Source organism: Saccharopolyspora flava (assembly GCF_900116135.1).
GTDB lineage: Bacteria > Actinomycetota > Actinomycetes > Mycobacteriales > Pseudonocardiaceae > Saccharopolyspora > Saccharopolyspora flava.
This window is the reverse complement of sequence record NZ_FOZX01000001.1, coordinates 217,719-232,060: the sequence shown is the minus strand read 5'-3', so window position 1 is coordinate 232,060 and position 14,342 is coordinate 217,719. Positions and strand designations below refer to the sequence as shown.

Below are 14,342 nucleotides of genomic sequence, written 5' to 3'. Positions count from 1 at the left end.
AGGTGGCGTGATGCTTCGACTCCGGTGCCCCTGGTGCGGGGAGCGGGACGAGACCGAGTTCCGCTACGGCGGTCAGCCGGTCACCTACCCGGCCGATCCCGCCGCGCTGACCGACGCCGAGTGGGCGGAAGTGCTGTTCGTGCGGGACAACCCGTGCGGCTGGTGGCGAGAGCGGTGGGTGCACGCGGCGGGCTGCCGCCGCTGGTTCGAGCTGTGGCGCAACACCGAGACCGACGAGGTGGCGTGATGCGACTCGACACCGGCGGGCGGATCGACCGCACCCGCACCCTGCGCTTCACCTTCGACGGCGAAGCCCTCACCGGCCACCCCGGCGACACCCTCGCCTCGGCCCTGCTGGCCCACGACCGCATCGAGGTCGCCCGCTCCACCTACCGCGGGCGTCCCCGAGGCATCCTCACCGCCGACCTCACCGAACCCAACGCCCTGGTCGAGGCCGACGGAACCCCCTTCACCCAAGCCACGGAGATCGAACTCCACGAAGGCCTGGAAGCCCGCAGCATCCCCGGAGTAGCCCGCCTCGACACCCCGAACTCCCCGAACTACCACCGAAAGCACATCCACGCCGACGTCGTCATCATCGGCGGCGGCCCCACCGGCCTGGCCGCAGCCCTCGCCGCCACCCGATCCCACGCCAGAGTCCTCCTCGCCGAGCACAACCCCACCCTCACCCCGGACAACCCCACCCCCTGGCTCACCAACACCCTCACCACCCTGGTCAAAAACCGCAGTATTCGACCCGACGAATACCGCAGTTTTCGACCGGTCAAAAACTGCGGTATTCGACCCGACGAAAACCGGGGTTTTCGATCGGGGGATACCGATTCGGCTCGGTCGGGTGAGGGGTTGCGGATCTTGGTGGGGGCGACCGCGGTGGGGCGGTACGCGGGCGGGTATCTGCTGATCGCGCAGGGGGAACGGATGTGGCACGTGCGGGCGGGGGAGGTGGTGCTGGCGACCGGGGCGCACGAGCGGCCGCTGGTGTTCGCGGGCAACGACCGGCCCGGGGTGATGCTGGCGTCGGCCGTCTCCACCTACCTGCGGCGGTTCGGGGTCGTGCCCGGTCGGGAGGTCGTGGTGGCGACGACCTGCGACAGCGCCTACGCGACCGCGGCCGAGCTCGTCGCGGCGGGATGCCGGGTGCGGGCGATCGTGGACAGCCGGGACGACCCGCCGGCCGCCGACGTGCCGGTCATCGGCGGGACCTGCGTGGTCGAAACGGCCGGGCGCCGCGTGGAATCCGTGCGGTTGTCCGACGGGACGGAGATCGACTGCGATCTGCTGGCGGTCAGCGGCGGCTGGAGCCCGGTGCTGCACCTGCACGAGGGGGACCGCCGATGGGATGACGGGATCGCGGCGTTCCGGCCGGTCGGCGGCCTGGTCGCCGGGGCCGCCAACGGCACCTTCGACCTGCCCGGCTGCATCGCCGAAGGCCTCGAAGCCGGTGCCCGGGCGGCGGGAACGACCCCGCCGCCGATGCGGGACCTGCCGCCCGAACCGATCCGCCCGCCCCGCCCGGTGTGGCTGACCCCCGGCGACGACACCGAGCAGTTCGTGGACTTCCAGCGCGACGCCACCGTCGCCGACATCCGGCGCGCGATCCGGGCCGGGCTGCGCTCCGTCGAGCACATCAAGCGCCACACCACGATCGGCGTCGGCAGCGACCAGGGCAAGACCAGCTGGGTCAACGCCACCGCCATCATCGCCGCCGAGCTCGGCACCACCCCCGGCGAGGTCGGCACCCCGACCTTCCGCCCGCCCTACGTGCCGGTGCCGTTCGCGATGATGGCCGGCCGCGAACGCGGCGACCTCCACGACCCGATCCGCACCACCCCGATGCACTCCTGGCACGTGGCCCGCGGCGCGGTCTTCGAGGACGTCGGCCAGTGGCGCCGCGCCCGCTACTACCCGCGCGACGGCGAGGACATGACTACCGCCGTGCACCGCGAATGCCTCGCGGCCCGAACGGACGTCGCGATGCAGGACGTCAGCACGCTCGGTCGCATCGAGGTCGTCGGCCCCGACGCGCCCGAGTTCTGCGACCGCCTCTACACCGGCGGCGTCGCGCGGCTGCCGGTCGGCAAGGGCCGCTACGGGATCATGTGCACCACCGACGGCGTGGTCTTCGACGACGGCGTCGTGCTGCGCCTGGCCGACGACCGCTACCTGCTGAGCACCACCACCGGCGGCGCCGAGAAGGTCCTGGACCGGCTGGAGCAGTGGCTGCAGACCGAGTGGACCGACCTGGAGGTGTGCTGCACCTCGGTCACCGAGCAGTGGGCGGCGGTCGCGGTCACCGGACCCGGTTCCGGCCGGGTCGTCGAGCGGGTGGCCCCGGAGCTGGGCGAGATCGGGTTCCTGGAGTTCCGGGACATGGTGCTGTACAACGGGATTCCGGCCCGCATCGCCCGCATCTCGTTCTCCGGCGAGCTGGCCTACGAGATCAACGTCCCCTCCTGGTACGGCCTGGCGCTCTGGGAGGACATCGGCGTCACGCCCTACGGCACCGAGGCGATGCACGTGCTGCGCGCCGAGAAGGGCTACGTGATCGTCGGCCAGGACACCGACGGCACCGTCACCCCGCTGGACCTGGGGATGCCGGTGTCGCGGCGCAAGGACTTCCTCGGCAAGCGCTCCCTGACCCGCGCCGACACCGCCCGCGCGGACCGGCCGCAGCTCGTCGGGCTGCTCACCGAGGACCCCGACGAGCTGCTGCCCGAAGGCGCCTGGATCGCGGGCGGGCTCGGGCACGTCACCTCCAGCTACCGCAGCCCGATCCTCGGCCGCAGCATCGCGCTCGCGCTGGTGCGTTCCGGCCGCGACCGCATCGGCGAGCGCATCACCGTGCCGCTGGCCGACCGCGAGGTGCCGGCGCGGGTGCACGCGCCGGTGTTCTACGACCCGGAGGGAGCCCGCCGTGACGGTCGAGGTTGACCTGCGCCGCAGCCCGCTGCGGGACCGCGCCGCCGAACTCGCCGGCGTCGTCGCGGAAGAACCGTTCCTGCCCCAGCTCGACGTGCGCACCCGCGCCGCGACCGCGTTCGGCCTGCCGCTGCCGGAACCGGGACGGGTCACCGGCGACGAGCACCGGGCGGCGCTCGGCCTGGGGCCCGACGAGTACCTGCTGGTCGGCGTCACCGGCACCGAGCCCGGTCACCGCAGCGTCGTCGACGTCTCGGCCGCCCGCACCGCCCTGCGGCTGCGCGACCGGGACGTCCTGGAAACCCTCTGCTCGCTCGACCTGGACGACTTCGCGCCCGGCCGCTGCGCGCAGACGCCGGTCGCCCGCGTCCCGGTGATCCTCTGGCGGCTCGACGACGCCTGCCGGATCCTCGTCCGCAACTCCTTCGCCGGCCACGTCGCCTCAGCACTCCTGGACGCTCGCCAAGTGACCTCGGGTGTTGCACAATGAGGAACTCCACCGTCCCGCCCCGTCCGGATGTTCGCGGAGAAGATCCGGCGAGCCGATAGGGTCTCGCCCGTGGCTAGTGCGTCTGAATCACGCGGAAGCAGCTCGGGAGCCCTCGTGCAATCGGTGGACCGGGCGGTCACCGTGCTGGAACTGCTGGCCCGCAACGGCGAGGTCGGCATCACCGAGATCGCGGGTGAGCTCGGGGTGCACAAGTCCACCGCCTCCCGCCTGGTCAGCGTGCTGGAATCGCGCGGCCTGGTCGAGCAGCTCGGCGAACGCGGCAAGTACGCCATCGGCTTCGGGATCGTCCGGCTGGCCGGTGCCGCCACCGAGCGCCTGGACCTCTCGCGCATCGGCCAGTCCTACTGCGACTCGCTGGCCACCGAGCTCGGCGAGACCGTCAACATCGCCATCCGCGACTACGACGTGGCGATCAACATCAGCCAGGCCCGCGGCACCGCCTCGGTCACCGCGCACAACTGGGTCGGCCAGCGCACCCCGCTGCACGCCACCTCCAGCGGCAAGGTGCTGCTCGCGCACGCTCCCCGCGAGGACCAGGACCGCATCCTGGCCCGCAAGCTGGAGCAGTACACCGAGCAGACCGTCATCGTCGCCCGCCAGCAGCGCAAGGACTTCGAGCTCATCGTCCGCGACGGCTACGCCACCAGCTTCGAGGAGTTCGAGATCGGCCTCAACGCGGCCGCCGTCGCCGTCTACGACCACGAGGGCAACGTGGTCGCCGCGCTCAGCGCCTCCGGGCCGACCTACCGCTTCACGCGCAAGCGGGTGCGCGAGGCCGTCGGCTACCTGCGCGACGCCGCGGCCGACCTGTCCGCGCAGCTGGGGTTCATGCCGTCAGTCCCGGGTGAGTGACAGCTCCTCCAGGTCGAGCTGGTGCATGACGCGGCGCAGCACCTCGTCGTCGATCCGGCGGGCGTCCCGGAACTGCACGAACACCGCGCGCTCGGCGGCCAGCATCTCGCCGCGCAACCGCTGGTAGGCGGCCGTGGGGCTCTCGCCCAGCTCCTCGTCGGAGCGGCCGAGCCGCTCCCAGGCGCGGTTGGCGCGCTGCTGCGCGGCCCGGCGCAGCTGGTCGGCCACGTCGCCGGGCGGCTCGGCCTCGGCGGTGAGCTCATCGAGCCGCTGCTGCGAGGCGCGGGCGGCGTTGTGCCGGGCCTCGGCCTCGGCGAGGGCGTCGGTGTAGTCCTCGCCGCCGACCACGCCGAGCCGCTCGATGAGCCTGCGCAGCGTGGTGCCGTGCAGCAGCAGCGTCGCCAGGGTGACGAAGAAGGTCAGGAACAGCACCTCGTCGCGGTGCGGGAACGGCTGCCCGGACAGGGTGACCGTGGGGATCGCCGAGGCCGCCGCCAGCGACACCACACCGCGCATCCCGGCCCACGACACCACCAGCTTGTGGCGCCAGTCCGGACGCTTGCCGCGCAACCACTCCGGTAGGTGCATCGCGGCGAACACCCACACCACCCGCGCCAGCACCACCGCGGCGGTCAGCGCGCACCCGGCTAGCAGCAGCGGGCCGAAACCCGTGGTCACCCCGGACACGACGCTGCTGAGCTGCAGTCCGATCAGCGCGAACACCACCGCCTCCAGCAGCGTGTCGGCCGCGCCCCACACGGCCTTGTCCTGCACCCGGGTCGCCGCGCTGCGGGCGGGGGCGTGGTGGCCGAGGTAGAGCCCGGCGACCACCACCGCCAGCACCCCGGAGGTGTGGGCCTCCTCGGCGACGAAGTAGGCGAAGAACGGCACGATCAGCCCGACGGCGCTGTCGAGCATGTCGTCGCGCAGCATCGGCTTGACGCGGTTGATCACCCAGCCGATCGCGAACCCGATCACCGTGCCGCCCACGGCGGCCAGCAGGAACATCCCGATGCCGGTCAGCAGCGAGACACCGGTGCCGATGGTGGCGGCCACCGCCACCCGGTAGGCGGTGAGCGCGGAGGCGTCGTTGACCAGGCTCTCGCCGCTGAGCACCGTCATCAGCTTGCGCGGCAGGCCCACCCGGCGGCCGATGGAGGTCGCCGCCACGGCGTCCGGCGGGGCGATCACCGCGCCCAGCACCAGGGCGGCGCTCAGCGGCAGCCCCGGCACCAGCCACCACGCCACCAGCCCGGCGACGACCGTGGTGAACAGCACCAGGCCGACCGCGAGCAGCCCGATCGGGCGCAGGTTGGCCTTGATCCCGACCGTCGAGCTGTGCAGCGCCGCCGAGTACAGCAGGGGCGGCAGGATCAGCAGCAGGATCACGTCGGGGTTGATCGCGTAGTCCGGCACGCCGGGGATCGCCGAGACCGCCAGTCCGACCACGACCAGCACCAGCGGCGCCGACACGCCGAGCCGGCGCGACACGGCGGTGACGGCCAGCGCCCCGGCGAGCAGGGCCATCAGCGCGGGCAGCTCGTGCATGCTCACTCCCGTCGGGACATGCTGGGAGGCAGGAGAGAAGGGACCTGACGATGTCGGATCGTTGCGCACACCTGACCGCGGCCGCCACCCAGCGGCCCGAACCCAGCAGCGTGGAGGGGTGCGAGGACTGCCTGGCCGCGGGCGAGCGGGTCTGGGCTCACCTGCGGATCTGCACCGATTGCGGCCACGTGGGCTGCTGCGACTCCAGTCCGAACCGCCACGCCACGGTCCACCACGAGCAGACCCGGCACCCGGTCGTGCGCTCCTTCGAACCGGGCGAGTCCTGGATGTGGTGCTACACCGACGAACAACTCTCGGCATAACCCGGGAGACCCCGGGTGGGGGAAGTTTTCATGAAAACCTCCCCGACCCCGAACGACCCCTGGGTGGGCGCAGTTTTCATGAAAACTTCCCCCACCACCCACCCAGAGGAAGTCTCAGTCGAGAACTCACCCCGACGAACCCCGGACACCCCACCACCAGCACGTTCTCCCGTTTCAGGGGTTCGACGACAACTCGGTTCGGGACGTGGGGGAGGGAAGTTTTCATGAAAACTGTCGTCCCCCACCACGTGACGGGGGTGGGGAAGTTTTCATGAAAACTGCGGGGGCGGGGGTCAGCCCCGGTGGGTGTGCTCGTCGAGGGCGTTGAGCGCTGAGGTCCTGGTCTCCTGGTCGACCGCCTCGGCCTCCGGCGGGGGCACCGGTTCGAGGTCCGGGCGCGTCGGGTCCCGCTGCTCGGAGGCCCGCGGCCCGGAGACCTGGTGGTCCGCCAGACCGTGCCCGGCGACCGGCCGGAAGCGGGGGTGCGACGGCGGGGCTGGCGGCATCGGCCTGCGCGGGGCGGGCGGCGGTTCGCTGGCGATGATGTAGAAGACCTGCAGCAGCAGCACGATGATCCCCACGATCAGCGCGGCCGCCGACAGGTAGAGCGCGTTGCGCTCGCCGCTGAACCACCACAGCGCGCCCGCGACGCCGCAGGCGGCTCCGGCGACGATCGCCAGCAGGTGGAAGAGCAGGTGGACGGGATAACCCCGCACGGCCGACACCTCCCCGGGTGCAACGCGGCGTGGGAAAGGGCGCGTAGGAAAAGCGTTCTGCGTGGACACGCGCGCCGGTCGCGGTGGGTTGCCTCCGGCCTGCGACGCGACGCGGGATCGATGGTAGACCGCCGGGACGCCGACGTGCCCGAGCAACGATCGTTCGGCCCAGCCGGAATCGATCCGAGACGAACTCGCATTCACCCGTTGGGGCGATGGGTGCGCGACGCGAGCGGCGTTCACGGCGACCCGCCCCTACCGTGGGAATCAACGGGCCTGGGAGTCGACAGGCCACAGTGGATCCGCGCGCATCGGACGGATCGATCTCAACGCGACCAACCCGGACGGGGTAGCGGGTGACGTCGCGCGATCATCCGGGCGAGCGCGGGCCGGCTACGTGTTCGGGGGTGTTGCCGGTGCTGAATTCGTTGACCGGGTTCGCGATGGCCGCGAGCATCGGTATCGGAATCGTTCTGATCTTCTCGATCCTCATGTCGTGGGTGGAGCGCGGGATGCTCGGCTCCGGCACGACGCGCAGGGGCAGGCATCGCGAGCACGCCGGCCTCGCCTGCGCCTACCGCAAGCACCGCGCCGCGCTGATGGCCCGGGGAACCTCGCTGCCCGCCGTGGCCGCCCTCGTCGAGACCGCGCGCAGCCCCCGCGGCCGCGTCGTCTCCGCCGGTGGCCCGGGCGCGATGCGCCGGCCGGGCGCCCGGCACTCCTCGTTCGACCCGCCCGCGAGACCCCGGAACCGGGCCTACAGGACTTCGAAGTCGGCGTAGTCGAATCCCGGCGACACCACGCACGTGACCAGCGATTCCACCGTCGCCGCGGCCGAGGCGCTCTGCCAGGTCCCGGCCGGGATGACCGCCTGCGGCGTCTGACCCGCGCCCGCGCCCAGCACGATCTGCTCCGGGTGCTCCGACGGGTTCGCGCCGGTGCCGCCCAGGTGCAGGGTCAGCGGGCCGCCGCGGTGCCACAGCCACACCTCGTCGGAGGCCACCACGTGCCACGCCGAGCGCTGGCCGGGCGGCAGCAGGAAGTAGATCGCGGTCGCGGTCGGCCGGGTGCCGTTGGTGGCCTCGACCTCGACGGAGGCGGCCCAGGTGCGCCGGAACCAGCCGCCCTCGGGGTGCGGCAGCAGGTCGAACTCCTCGGCGGTGCGGCTGCGCGACTCCAGCGCCAGGTAGTGGCCCTTGACGTCGCGGCGCGCGTAGCGGATGCCGATCACGGCCTCGCGCTCCAGCGGCCCGTAGACGTGCGGGAACAGCGCGTCGGCGGCGACCCCGGGCGGCGGCGCCGGGTCGGCGGCCTCCCAGCGCACCGGCGCGGACAGCTTCGCCGGGTCCAGCTCGATGGCGACCATCGGTTCCTCGACCTCGCTGTAGAGGGCGTTGGCCACGGCCAGCGTGGTGGGAACGTCGGGGGAGCAGTGCACGAAGCCCTGCGACTGCAGGCTCGCGGCGGTGATGGGCTGGTCCCGGTCGCTGTGGAAGGCGCTCAGGGGCAGCAGGTGCAGCAGGCTCGATCCGGTCACGCGCCCCAGTGTCTCCCGCGACCGGGGTCGAACGCGATCTCCTGCGTAGGATTTCCGGCGTCCGATCATGCTCGACCCAGGAGGACGCCATGCGCATCGCGGTGCTCGACGACTACCAGGACGTCGCCCGGAGCTACGCCGACTGGGGATCGCTGGACGTGGAGGTCTTCTCCGAGCACATCCGCGACATGGACGAGCTGGTGGCGCGGCTGGAGCCGTTCGAGGTGATCGCGGCGATGCGCGAGCGCACCCCGTTCCCGCGCGCGGTGCTGTCCCGGCTGCCCAACCTGAAGCTGCTGGTCACCACCGGGATGCGGAACGCCTCGATCGACCTCGACGCGGCGCGCGAGCTGGGCGTGGTGGTGTCCGGGACCGGCAGCGGCCGGGGCTGGGGCGCGACCTCCGAGCTGGCGTGGGGGCTGATCCTGGCGGTGCTGCGCGACATCCCCGGTCAGGACCGGCGGATCCGCGAGGGCGGCTGGCAGACCGGGGTCGGCGTGGAGCTGGGCGGCAAGACCCTCGGCGTGCTCGGGCTCGGGCGGCTGGGGTCGCAGGTCGCCGCGGTCGGGCGCGCGTTCGGCATGGACGTGATCGCCTGGAGCCGGAACCTCACCGAGCAGCGCGCCGCCGAGGGCGGGGCCCGGCTGGTCGGCAAGGACGAGCTGTTCGCGACCTCCGACGTGCTCAGCGTCCACCTGGTGCTCGGCGAGCGGACCCGGGGCCTGGTGGGCGAGGCGGAGCTGGCGCTGATGAAGCCCACCGCGTACCTGATCAACACCTCGCGCGGGCCGATCGTCGACGAGGCCGCGCTGCGGGCGGCGCTGCACGAGGGCCGGATCGCCGGGGCGGGCATCGACGTCTTCGGCACCGAGCCGCTGCCGGCCGACGACCCGTGGCGCACGACGCCGCGCACGGTGCTGACCCCGCACATCGGCTACGTCACCGACGACACCTACGAGGCCTTCTTCGCCGAGACGGTCGAGGACGTCCGGGCCTTCGCGGCCGGTTCGCCGATCCGGGTGCTCAACGCCGGGTGAGCGGACGCCGATCCTCCGGAACCTCTTGTCCGATGTGCCTTGACTCCTGACGAGACGGACATCACAGTCATACCAACCGGTCGGTCGGACGTGACAAAGGAGTCTGTCGATGACTGCTGCACAGGAGCCACCCAAGACCTCGAAGAAGCTGCTCGGCGCCGCGCTGATCGCGAGCTCGATCGAGTGGTACGACTTCTTCATCTACGCCACGGCGGCGGCGCTGGTGTTCGGCACCCTGTTCTTCCCCAACGCCTCACCGCTGATCGGCGTGCTGCTGTCGTTCGCGACGTTCTGGGCCGGGTTCATCGCCCGTCCCATCGGCGGCCTGTTCTTCGGCCACCTCGGTGACAAGATCGGCCGCAAGCCCGCCGTGGTGATCTGCCTGATCATGATGGGCTCGGCGACGTTCCTGATCGGCGTGCTGCCCGGCGCGGCCACGATCGGCGTCGCGGCCCCGATCCTGCTGGTGACGCTGCGGTTCCTGCAGGGCATCGCGGTCGGCGGCCAGTGGGGCGGCATCGTGCTGCTGCTGACCGAGAACAGCGCCAGCGGCAAGCGCGGCATGGCGGGCACCTTCGGTCAGATGGGTGTGCCGTTCGGCGTCATCTTCGGCAACGTCGCGTTCCTGGGCGTGGGCGCGCTGATGGGCCAGGAGGCGTTCCTGGCGTGGGGCTGGCGGCTGCCGTTCCTGTTCAGCGCGGTGCTCGCGCCGGTGGTGCTGTTCATCCAGCTCAAGATCGAGGACACCCCGGTGTTCCAGGAGCTGCAGGCGAAGCAGGAGAAGGAGGTCGTCAAGGCGCCGCTGATGGAGGTGCTGCGGGACCACAAGCGCAGCGTGCTGCTGGGCGCCGGACTGCTGTTCGCCACCAACACGTTCTTCTACATCGGCATCTCGGGGCTGCTCGACTACGGCACCCGGGAGCTCGGCCTGCCGCGGCAGCAGCTGCTCGGCGTCACGCTGCTGACCTCGCTGGTCGGCATCTTCGTGATCTTCATCTCCGGCTCGTGGTCCGACAGGCTGGGACGTCGCCCGATGATCCTCATCGGCGCCGGGATGCTGGCGCTGTGGTCGTTCCCGTTCTTCTGGCTGATCGACACCGCGTCGATCTGGTTGATCGCGCTGGCCGGCTGCGTCGGCAGCATCGGGCAGAGCATGACCTACGGTCCGCTCGCGGCCTACCTCAGCGAGCTGTTCCACCCCAGGGTCCGCTACTCCGGCGCCTCGCTGGCCTACCAGCTCGCGGCGATCCTGGTCAGCGGCGGAACCCCGTTCATCATGACCGCCCTGCTCGCGGCCACCGGCACTTCCGCCTCGGTCTCGCTGTTCCTGCTCGCGATGTCGGTGTGCACCTTCGCCGCGGCCTACTTCCTCCGCGAAACCCGCACCACCGAACCCGCTCCGACCACCCCCACCCCCGCCGAGGCCTGACCCTCCCGGGGGACCCCCGAACGAAAACCCCGGTTTTCATCGCGCGAAAACCGCAACATTCATCGCGCGAAAACCGGGGTTTTCGATCGGGGGAACGGGATCAGGCGTCCTGGGCGAGGGTTTTGACCTGCTCGATGAGCTTGGCGCGGCCCTCGGCGTCCTGGGCGAAGGGGGTGACGTTGAGGGTGGTCACGCCGGCCTCCTTCATCGCCGCCAGACGCTCCTTGACGTGGGACTCGGTGCCGATGAGGGAGATCTTCTCCAGCAGGTCGCGCGGGACCGCCGCGGCGGCCTCGTCCTTCTTGCCGTCGAGGTAGAGGTTCTGGATCTCCTCCGCCTCGGCCTCGTAGCCGTAGCGGCGGGCGAGGTTGTTGTAGAAGTTCTTGCCCTTGGCGCCCATGCCGCCGACGTAGAGGGCGACCATCGGGCGCACGAAGTCCACCAGGTCCTCCAGGCCCTCGCCGATGGCCAGCGGGGCCTGGGCGACCACGTCCAGCGGCGGCAGCGACGCGTCGCGCTTGGCCTTGCCCGCCGCCAGCGGCTCGCCCCAGACGTCACCGGCGCGCTCCGGCAGGAAGAAGATCGGCTCCCAGCCCTCGGCGATCTCGGCGACCATCTCGACGTTCTTCGGGCCGATCGCGGCGATGAGGATCGGGATCCGCTCGCGCACCGGGTGGTTGATCAGCTTCAGCGGCTTGCCCAGCCCGGTGCCCTGCTCGGCGGGCAGCGGGATGTTGTAGTGCTTGCCGCTGTGCTGCACCTTCTCGCGGCGCCACACCTGGCGGCAGATCTCGACGATCTCCCGGGTCCGGCCCAGCGGCGCGTGGTACGGGACGCCGTGGAAGCCCTCGATGACCTGCGGTCCCGAGGCGCCGATGCCGAGCGTGAACCGGCCGTCGGAGACGAAGTCCAGGCCCGCGGCGGTCATCGCGGTCAGCGTGGGCGTGCGGGTGTAGATCTGCAGGATGCCGGAGGCGATCTCCAGCCGTTCGGTCTTGGCGGCGATGAAGCCCATCTGGCTGACCGCGTCGAAGGAGTAGGCCTCGGGGACGTAGACGATGTCCAGCCCGGCCTTCTCGTAGGTCGCGAGGTCGTCGACGGTCTCCTTGAAACCCCCGCTGTAGTTCAGCGGCATCCCGATGCGCATCGGCCGATCCTTCCCGGGGTACGGCTGGCGGCGGGTCGCGGCGACACCGCCGAGGTCTGCAAGGACGTTACCGCCGAGTACGCCGGACCGGGAGCCCGGCCGCACGCCTGGGGCGTGTGATGCGCCTCGCAAATCCAATCGGGCGATTTGGTCGAACGCCGTCCGCCGTGCTCATCTAGAGAGCCATGTCGACCGTAGAGGCTGTGACCCCGTCATGAGACTCGCCATGCTCGACATCGGCTCCGCCGCGGCCCGGCTGGACATCGTGGACCTCGCCAGCCCCCGCATGCCGCGCGCGACCTGGAGCGTCAAGTCCCGCACCCACCTCGCCGAGCACACCCTCGCCGACGGCCGGGTGACCGAGGAGGGCTTCGCCGAGGCCGAGCGCGCGGTGCGGCGCTGCGTGCGCGCCGCGGCCGACAAGCCCGTCGAGGCGCTGATCGCCTACGGGACCTCGGCGGTGCGCGATGCGAGCAACGGCGCGCGACTGCGCAAGCACCTCGGCCGGGCCGCCGGGGTGCGCATCGGCGTGCTCACCCCGCGCGACGAGGCGGCCGTGGCCTACCACGCGGCGCGCCGCTGGCACGGCCACGACGACGAGCCGATGACCACCGTCGACATCGGCGGCGGCACCGTCGACGTCGCCACCGGAACCGGCGTCGACCCCCGCCGCGTGGTGACGCTGCCGCACGGCGCAGCCCGGCTGACCAGGCAGTTCCTGCTCGACGACCCGCCGACCCCGCGCCAGCTCGACGAGCTGCGCCGCGAACTGGCCGGGACGATCCCGCCCGCGCTGCGCCGCGTCCGGACCGGCTACCCGCTGGCGCTGTCGAAGGTGCTGCGGCAGCTGGCGGTGCTCACCGAGAGCGAGCCGGGCGCGGTCGCCCGCCGCCCGCAGCGGCTGCGCCGGGACCGGCTCGCCGACTGGATCCCCCGGCTCGCCGAGCTCGACCACCAGCAGCGCGCGAAGCTGCCCGGCATCTCCCGCAGCCGCGGCAAGCGCATCCTCGCCGGTGCGATCGTCGCCGAGGTGCTCCTGGACTCCCTGGACCTGCCGGAGCTGGAGATCTGCCCGTGGGGGCTGCGGCAGGGCCTGGTCTACCGGTTCCTGGAGGCCCGCACCCGCACCCGGGCCGACGCGCTCGACCTGGTGGGCACCCTGTTCGACTGACTCCCGCCCGCGATCCCCGGTAGCGTCGGAGGGAGATCGACTAGGGAGGCGCCCGTGGCACTGCTGTTGCACATCTTGATCACGATGGTGGCGGTGTGGATCACCACAGCGCTGCCCGGCATCGACCTCTACGGCGAGGACACCACCGCGAAGATCCTGACGCTGCTGGCCGTCTCGGTGATCTTCGGCCTGGTCAACCTGGTGCTCAAGCCGATCGCCAAGACGCTGGGCTGCCTGCTCTACGTGCTCACGCTCGGGCTGTTCGGGCTGGTCGTCAACGGTCTGCTGTTCTGGCTCACCGGCTACCTGGCGGACCGGCTCGACCTGCCGTTCCACGTCGACGGGTTCTGGGCGGCCTTCTGGGGCGCGCTGATCGTGTCCATCGTCAGCAGCGCGCTGGCCGGCATCGTCCGCCGCGTTGCCCAGCCGCAGGAGGACTGAGTGCGGTTCGCGCTGCGGTCCTTCGCCGCGCTGCTGGACGACGACGAGATCGCCGAATTCCTCGGCGCGACGGGCGCTTCCGGCGAGCCGCCGGAGGACGGCGAGGACGTGGCCCGCGCCCTGGCCAACGCCTCGGTCTTCGGCCTCGCCGAGGTGCGGGTGCCGGGGGAGAGCGAGCTGCGCGCGGTGGTCGCCGTCGGCGACGGCGGGGGAGTGCGGGTCCGGGTGCTCGGCGAGGAGGTCACCACCGACGTCGTCCGCCCGGACGCCCCGTGGCCGGCACTGGTCGCCTGCCTGCCGAAGCGGGAACCGTCCGAGGGCTGCGAGGTCACGCTGCCGACCCGCGAACTCGCCGAGGCGCGCGCCGAATCCGCCGACCGCGACGAGGGCGCGGACTGGCTGGCCTACGAGCTCAAGCAGCGCGAGGTGCCCGCCGACGACGCCCGCGCGGCGGCCGACCTGCTGGCGCGCGGCGACGACACCGAGGCGCGGCTCGCCGTCGCCTACCGCGACGGCTCCGGCGGGTTCCGCCGCTGGCGGCACGAGATCGAGGTCCGGCACTCGCCCACGGGCCGCTCGGCGGTCATCCCGGAATCCCCGGACGACACCTTCACCATGATCGCCCCGGCCGACGCCTACCTGCTGGGCAAGACGCTCCAGGAGTACCTGGAGGACCTCACCGGCTGACGT

The 14,342-nt window shown here is 71.9% G+C and carries 15 protein-coding genes; 11 read left to right on the top strand and 4 right to left on the bottom strand.

Translation table 11 applies throughout. From position 1 onward, the window contains the following. The first annotated feature begins 10 nt into the window (after positions 1–10). The 4 genes from BM424_RS01000 (at position 11) to BM424_RS00985 (ending at position 4,303) form a co-directional block, all read left to right on the top strand. Complete coding sequence (locus BM424_RS01000; RefSeq protein WP_093412981.1) at positions 11–247, top strand: sarcosine oxidase subunit delta; 237 nt, start codon at positions 11–13, stop codon at positions 245–247. Then, entirely contained in the window at positions 247–2,952 is a 2,706-nt protein-coding gene (locus BM424_RS00995; RefSeq protein ID WP_093414513.1) for a 2Fe-2S iron-sulfur cluster-binding protein, read from the top strand. Before BM424_RS01000 ends, BM424_RS00995 begins: the two co-directional genes overlap by 1 nt. Further along, positions 2,936–3,430, top strand: a complete 495-nt coding sequence (locus BM424_RS00990; RefSeq protein WP_093412979.1) for a sarcosine oxidase subunit gamma — start codon at positions 2,936–2,938, stop codon at positions 3,428–3,430. The genes BM424_RS00995 and BM424_RS00990 overlap by 17 nt, the downstream gene beginning before the upstream one ends. Positions 3,431–3,544: 114 nt before the next feature. Beyond that, the gene (locus BM424_RS00985; RefSeq protein WP_093412978.1) at positions 3,545–4,303 is read left to right on the top strand and encodes an IclR family transcriptional regulator; all 759 of its coding nucleotides are present in this window, start codon (positions 3,545–3,547) and stop codon (positions 4,301–4,303) included. On the opposite strand, the gene BM424_RS00980 is transcribed toward BM424_RS00985, so the two are convergent. After that, positions 4,286–5,851, bottom strand: a complete 1,566-nt coding sequence (locus tag BM424_RS00980) for a Na+/H+ antiporter (RefSeq protein WP_093412976.1) — start codon at positions 5,849–5,851, stop codon at positions 4,286–4,288. The two genes, BM424_RS00985 and BM424_RS00980, sit on opposite strands and share 18 nt — an antisense overlap. 50 nt (positions 5,852–5,901) lie before the next feature. On the opposite strand from BM424_RS00980, the gene BM424_RS00975 reads away from it, so the two are divergent. Then, complete coding sequence (locus BM424_RS00975; RefSeq protein ID WP_093412975.1) at positions 5,902–6,174, top strand: UBP-type zinc finger domain-containing protein; 273 nt, start codon at positions 5,902–5,904, stop codon at positions 6,172–6,174. Positions 6,175–6,467: 293 nt separating this feature from the next. Here BM424_RS00975 and BM424_RS00970 read toward each other — a convergent pair whose 3' ends face one another. Then, entirely contained in the window at positions 6,468–6,890 is a 423-nt protein-coding gene (locus BM424_RS00970) for a hypothetical protein (RefSeq protein WP_093414511.1), read from the bottom strand. Positions 6,891–7,306: 416 nt separating this feature from the next. Between BM424_RS00970 and BM424_RS00965 the strand changes: the two genes are divergently transcribed. After that, positions 7,307–7,672: a hypothetical protein gene (locus BM424_RS00965; RefSeq protein WP_139273981.1), complete on the top strand. Its 366-nt coding sequence runs from the start codon at positions 7,307–7,309 to the stop codon at positions 7,670–7,672. Here the strand turns inward: BM424_RS00965 and BM424_RS00960 are convergent. Next, positions 7,648–8,427: a cupin domain-containing protein gene (locus BM424_RS00960; protein WP_245775527.1), complete on the bottom strand. Its 780-nt coding sequence runs from the start codon at positions 8,425–8,427 to the stop codon at positions 7,648–7,650. The two genes, BM424_RS00965 and BM424_RS00960, sit on opposite strands and share 25 nt — an antisense overlap. Before the next feature lie 89 nt (positions 8,428–8,516). On the opposite strand from BM424_RS00960, the gene BM424_RS00955 reads away from it, so the two are divergent. Both BM424_RS00955 and BM424_RS00950 read left to right on the top strand, forming a co-directional pair. Then, on the top strand, positions 8,517–9,464 hold the full coding sequence (locus BM424_RS00955; protein ID WP_093412970.1) for a D-2-hydroxyacid dehydrogenase family protein: 948 nt from the start codon (positions 8,517–8,519) through the stop codon (positions 9,462–9,464). A gap of 109 nt (positions 9,465–9,573) precedes the next feature. Continuing rightward, entirely contained in the window at positions 9,574–10,893 is a 1,320-nt protein-coding gene (locus BM424_RS00950; protein WP_093412969.1) for an MFS transporter, read from the top strand. A 100-nt stretch (positions 10,894–10,993) separates the two neighbouring features. Here BM424_RS00950 and BM424_RS00945 read toward each other — a convergent pair whose 3' ends face one another. Next, entirely contained in the window at positions 10,994–12,040 is a 1,047-nt protein-coding gene (locus BM424_RS00945) for an LLM class F420-dependent oxidoreductase (protein WP_093412967.1), read from the bottom strand. Between the two features lie 214 nt (positions 12,041–12,254). Between BM424_RS00945 and BM424_RS00940 the strand changes: the two genes are divergently transcribed. From BM424_RS00940 to BM424_RS00930, 3 genes are read left to right on the top strand one after another with little or no spacing between them, the layout of a single operon-like run. After that, positions 12,255–13,211, top strand: coding sequence for a Ppx/GppA phosphatase family protein (locus BM424_RS00940; protein WP_093412966.1), 957 nt, complete (start codon positions 12,255–12,257; stop codon positions 13,209–13,211). A 54-nt stretch (positions 13,212–13,265) separates the two neighbouring features. Beyond that, a complete protein-coding gene (locus tag BM424_RS00935; protein WP_093412964.1) occupies positions 13,266–13,652 on the top strand; it encodes a phage holin family protein in 387 nt (128 codons plus the stop codon). Further along, positions 13,653–14,339 (top strand): ESX secretion-associated protein EspG, encoded by a 687-nt coding sequence (locus tag BM424_RS00930; protein WP_093412963.1) that lies wholly within the window; start codon positions 13,653–13,655, stop codon positions 14,337–14,339. The last annotated feature ends 3 nt before the right edge of the window (positions 14,340–14,342 follow it).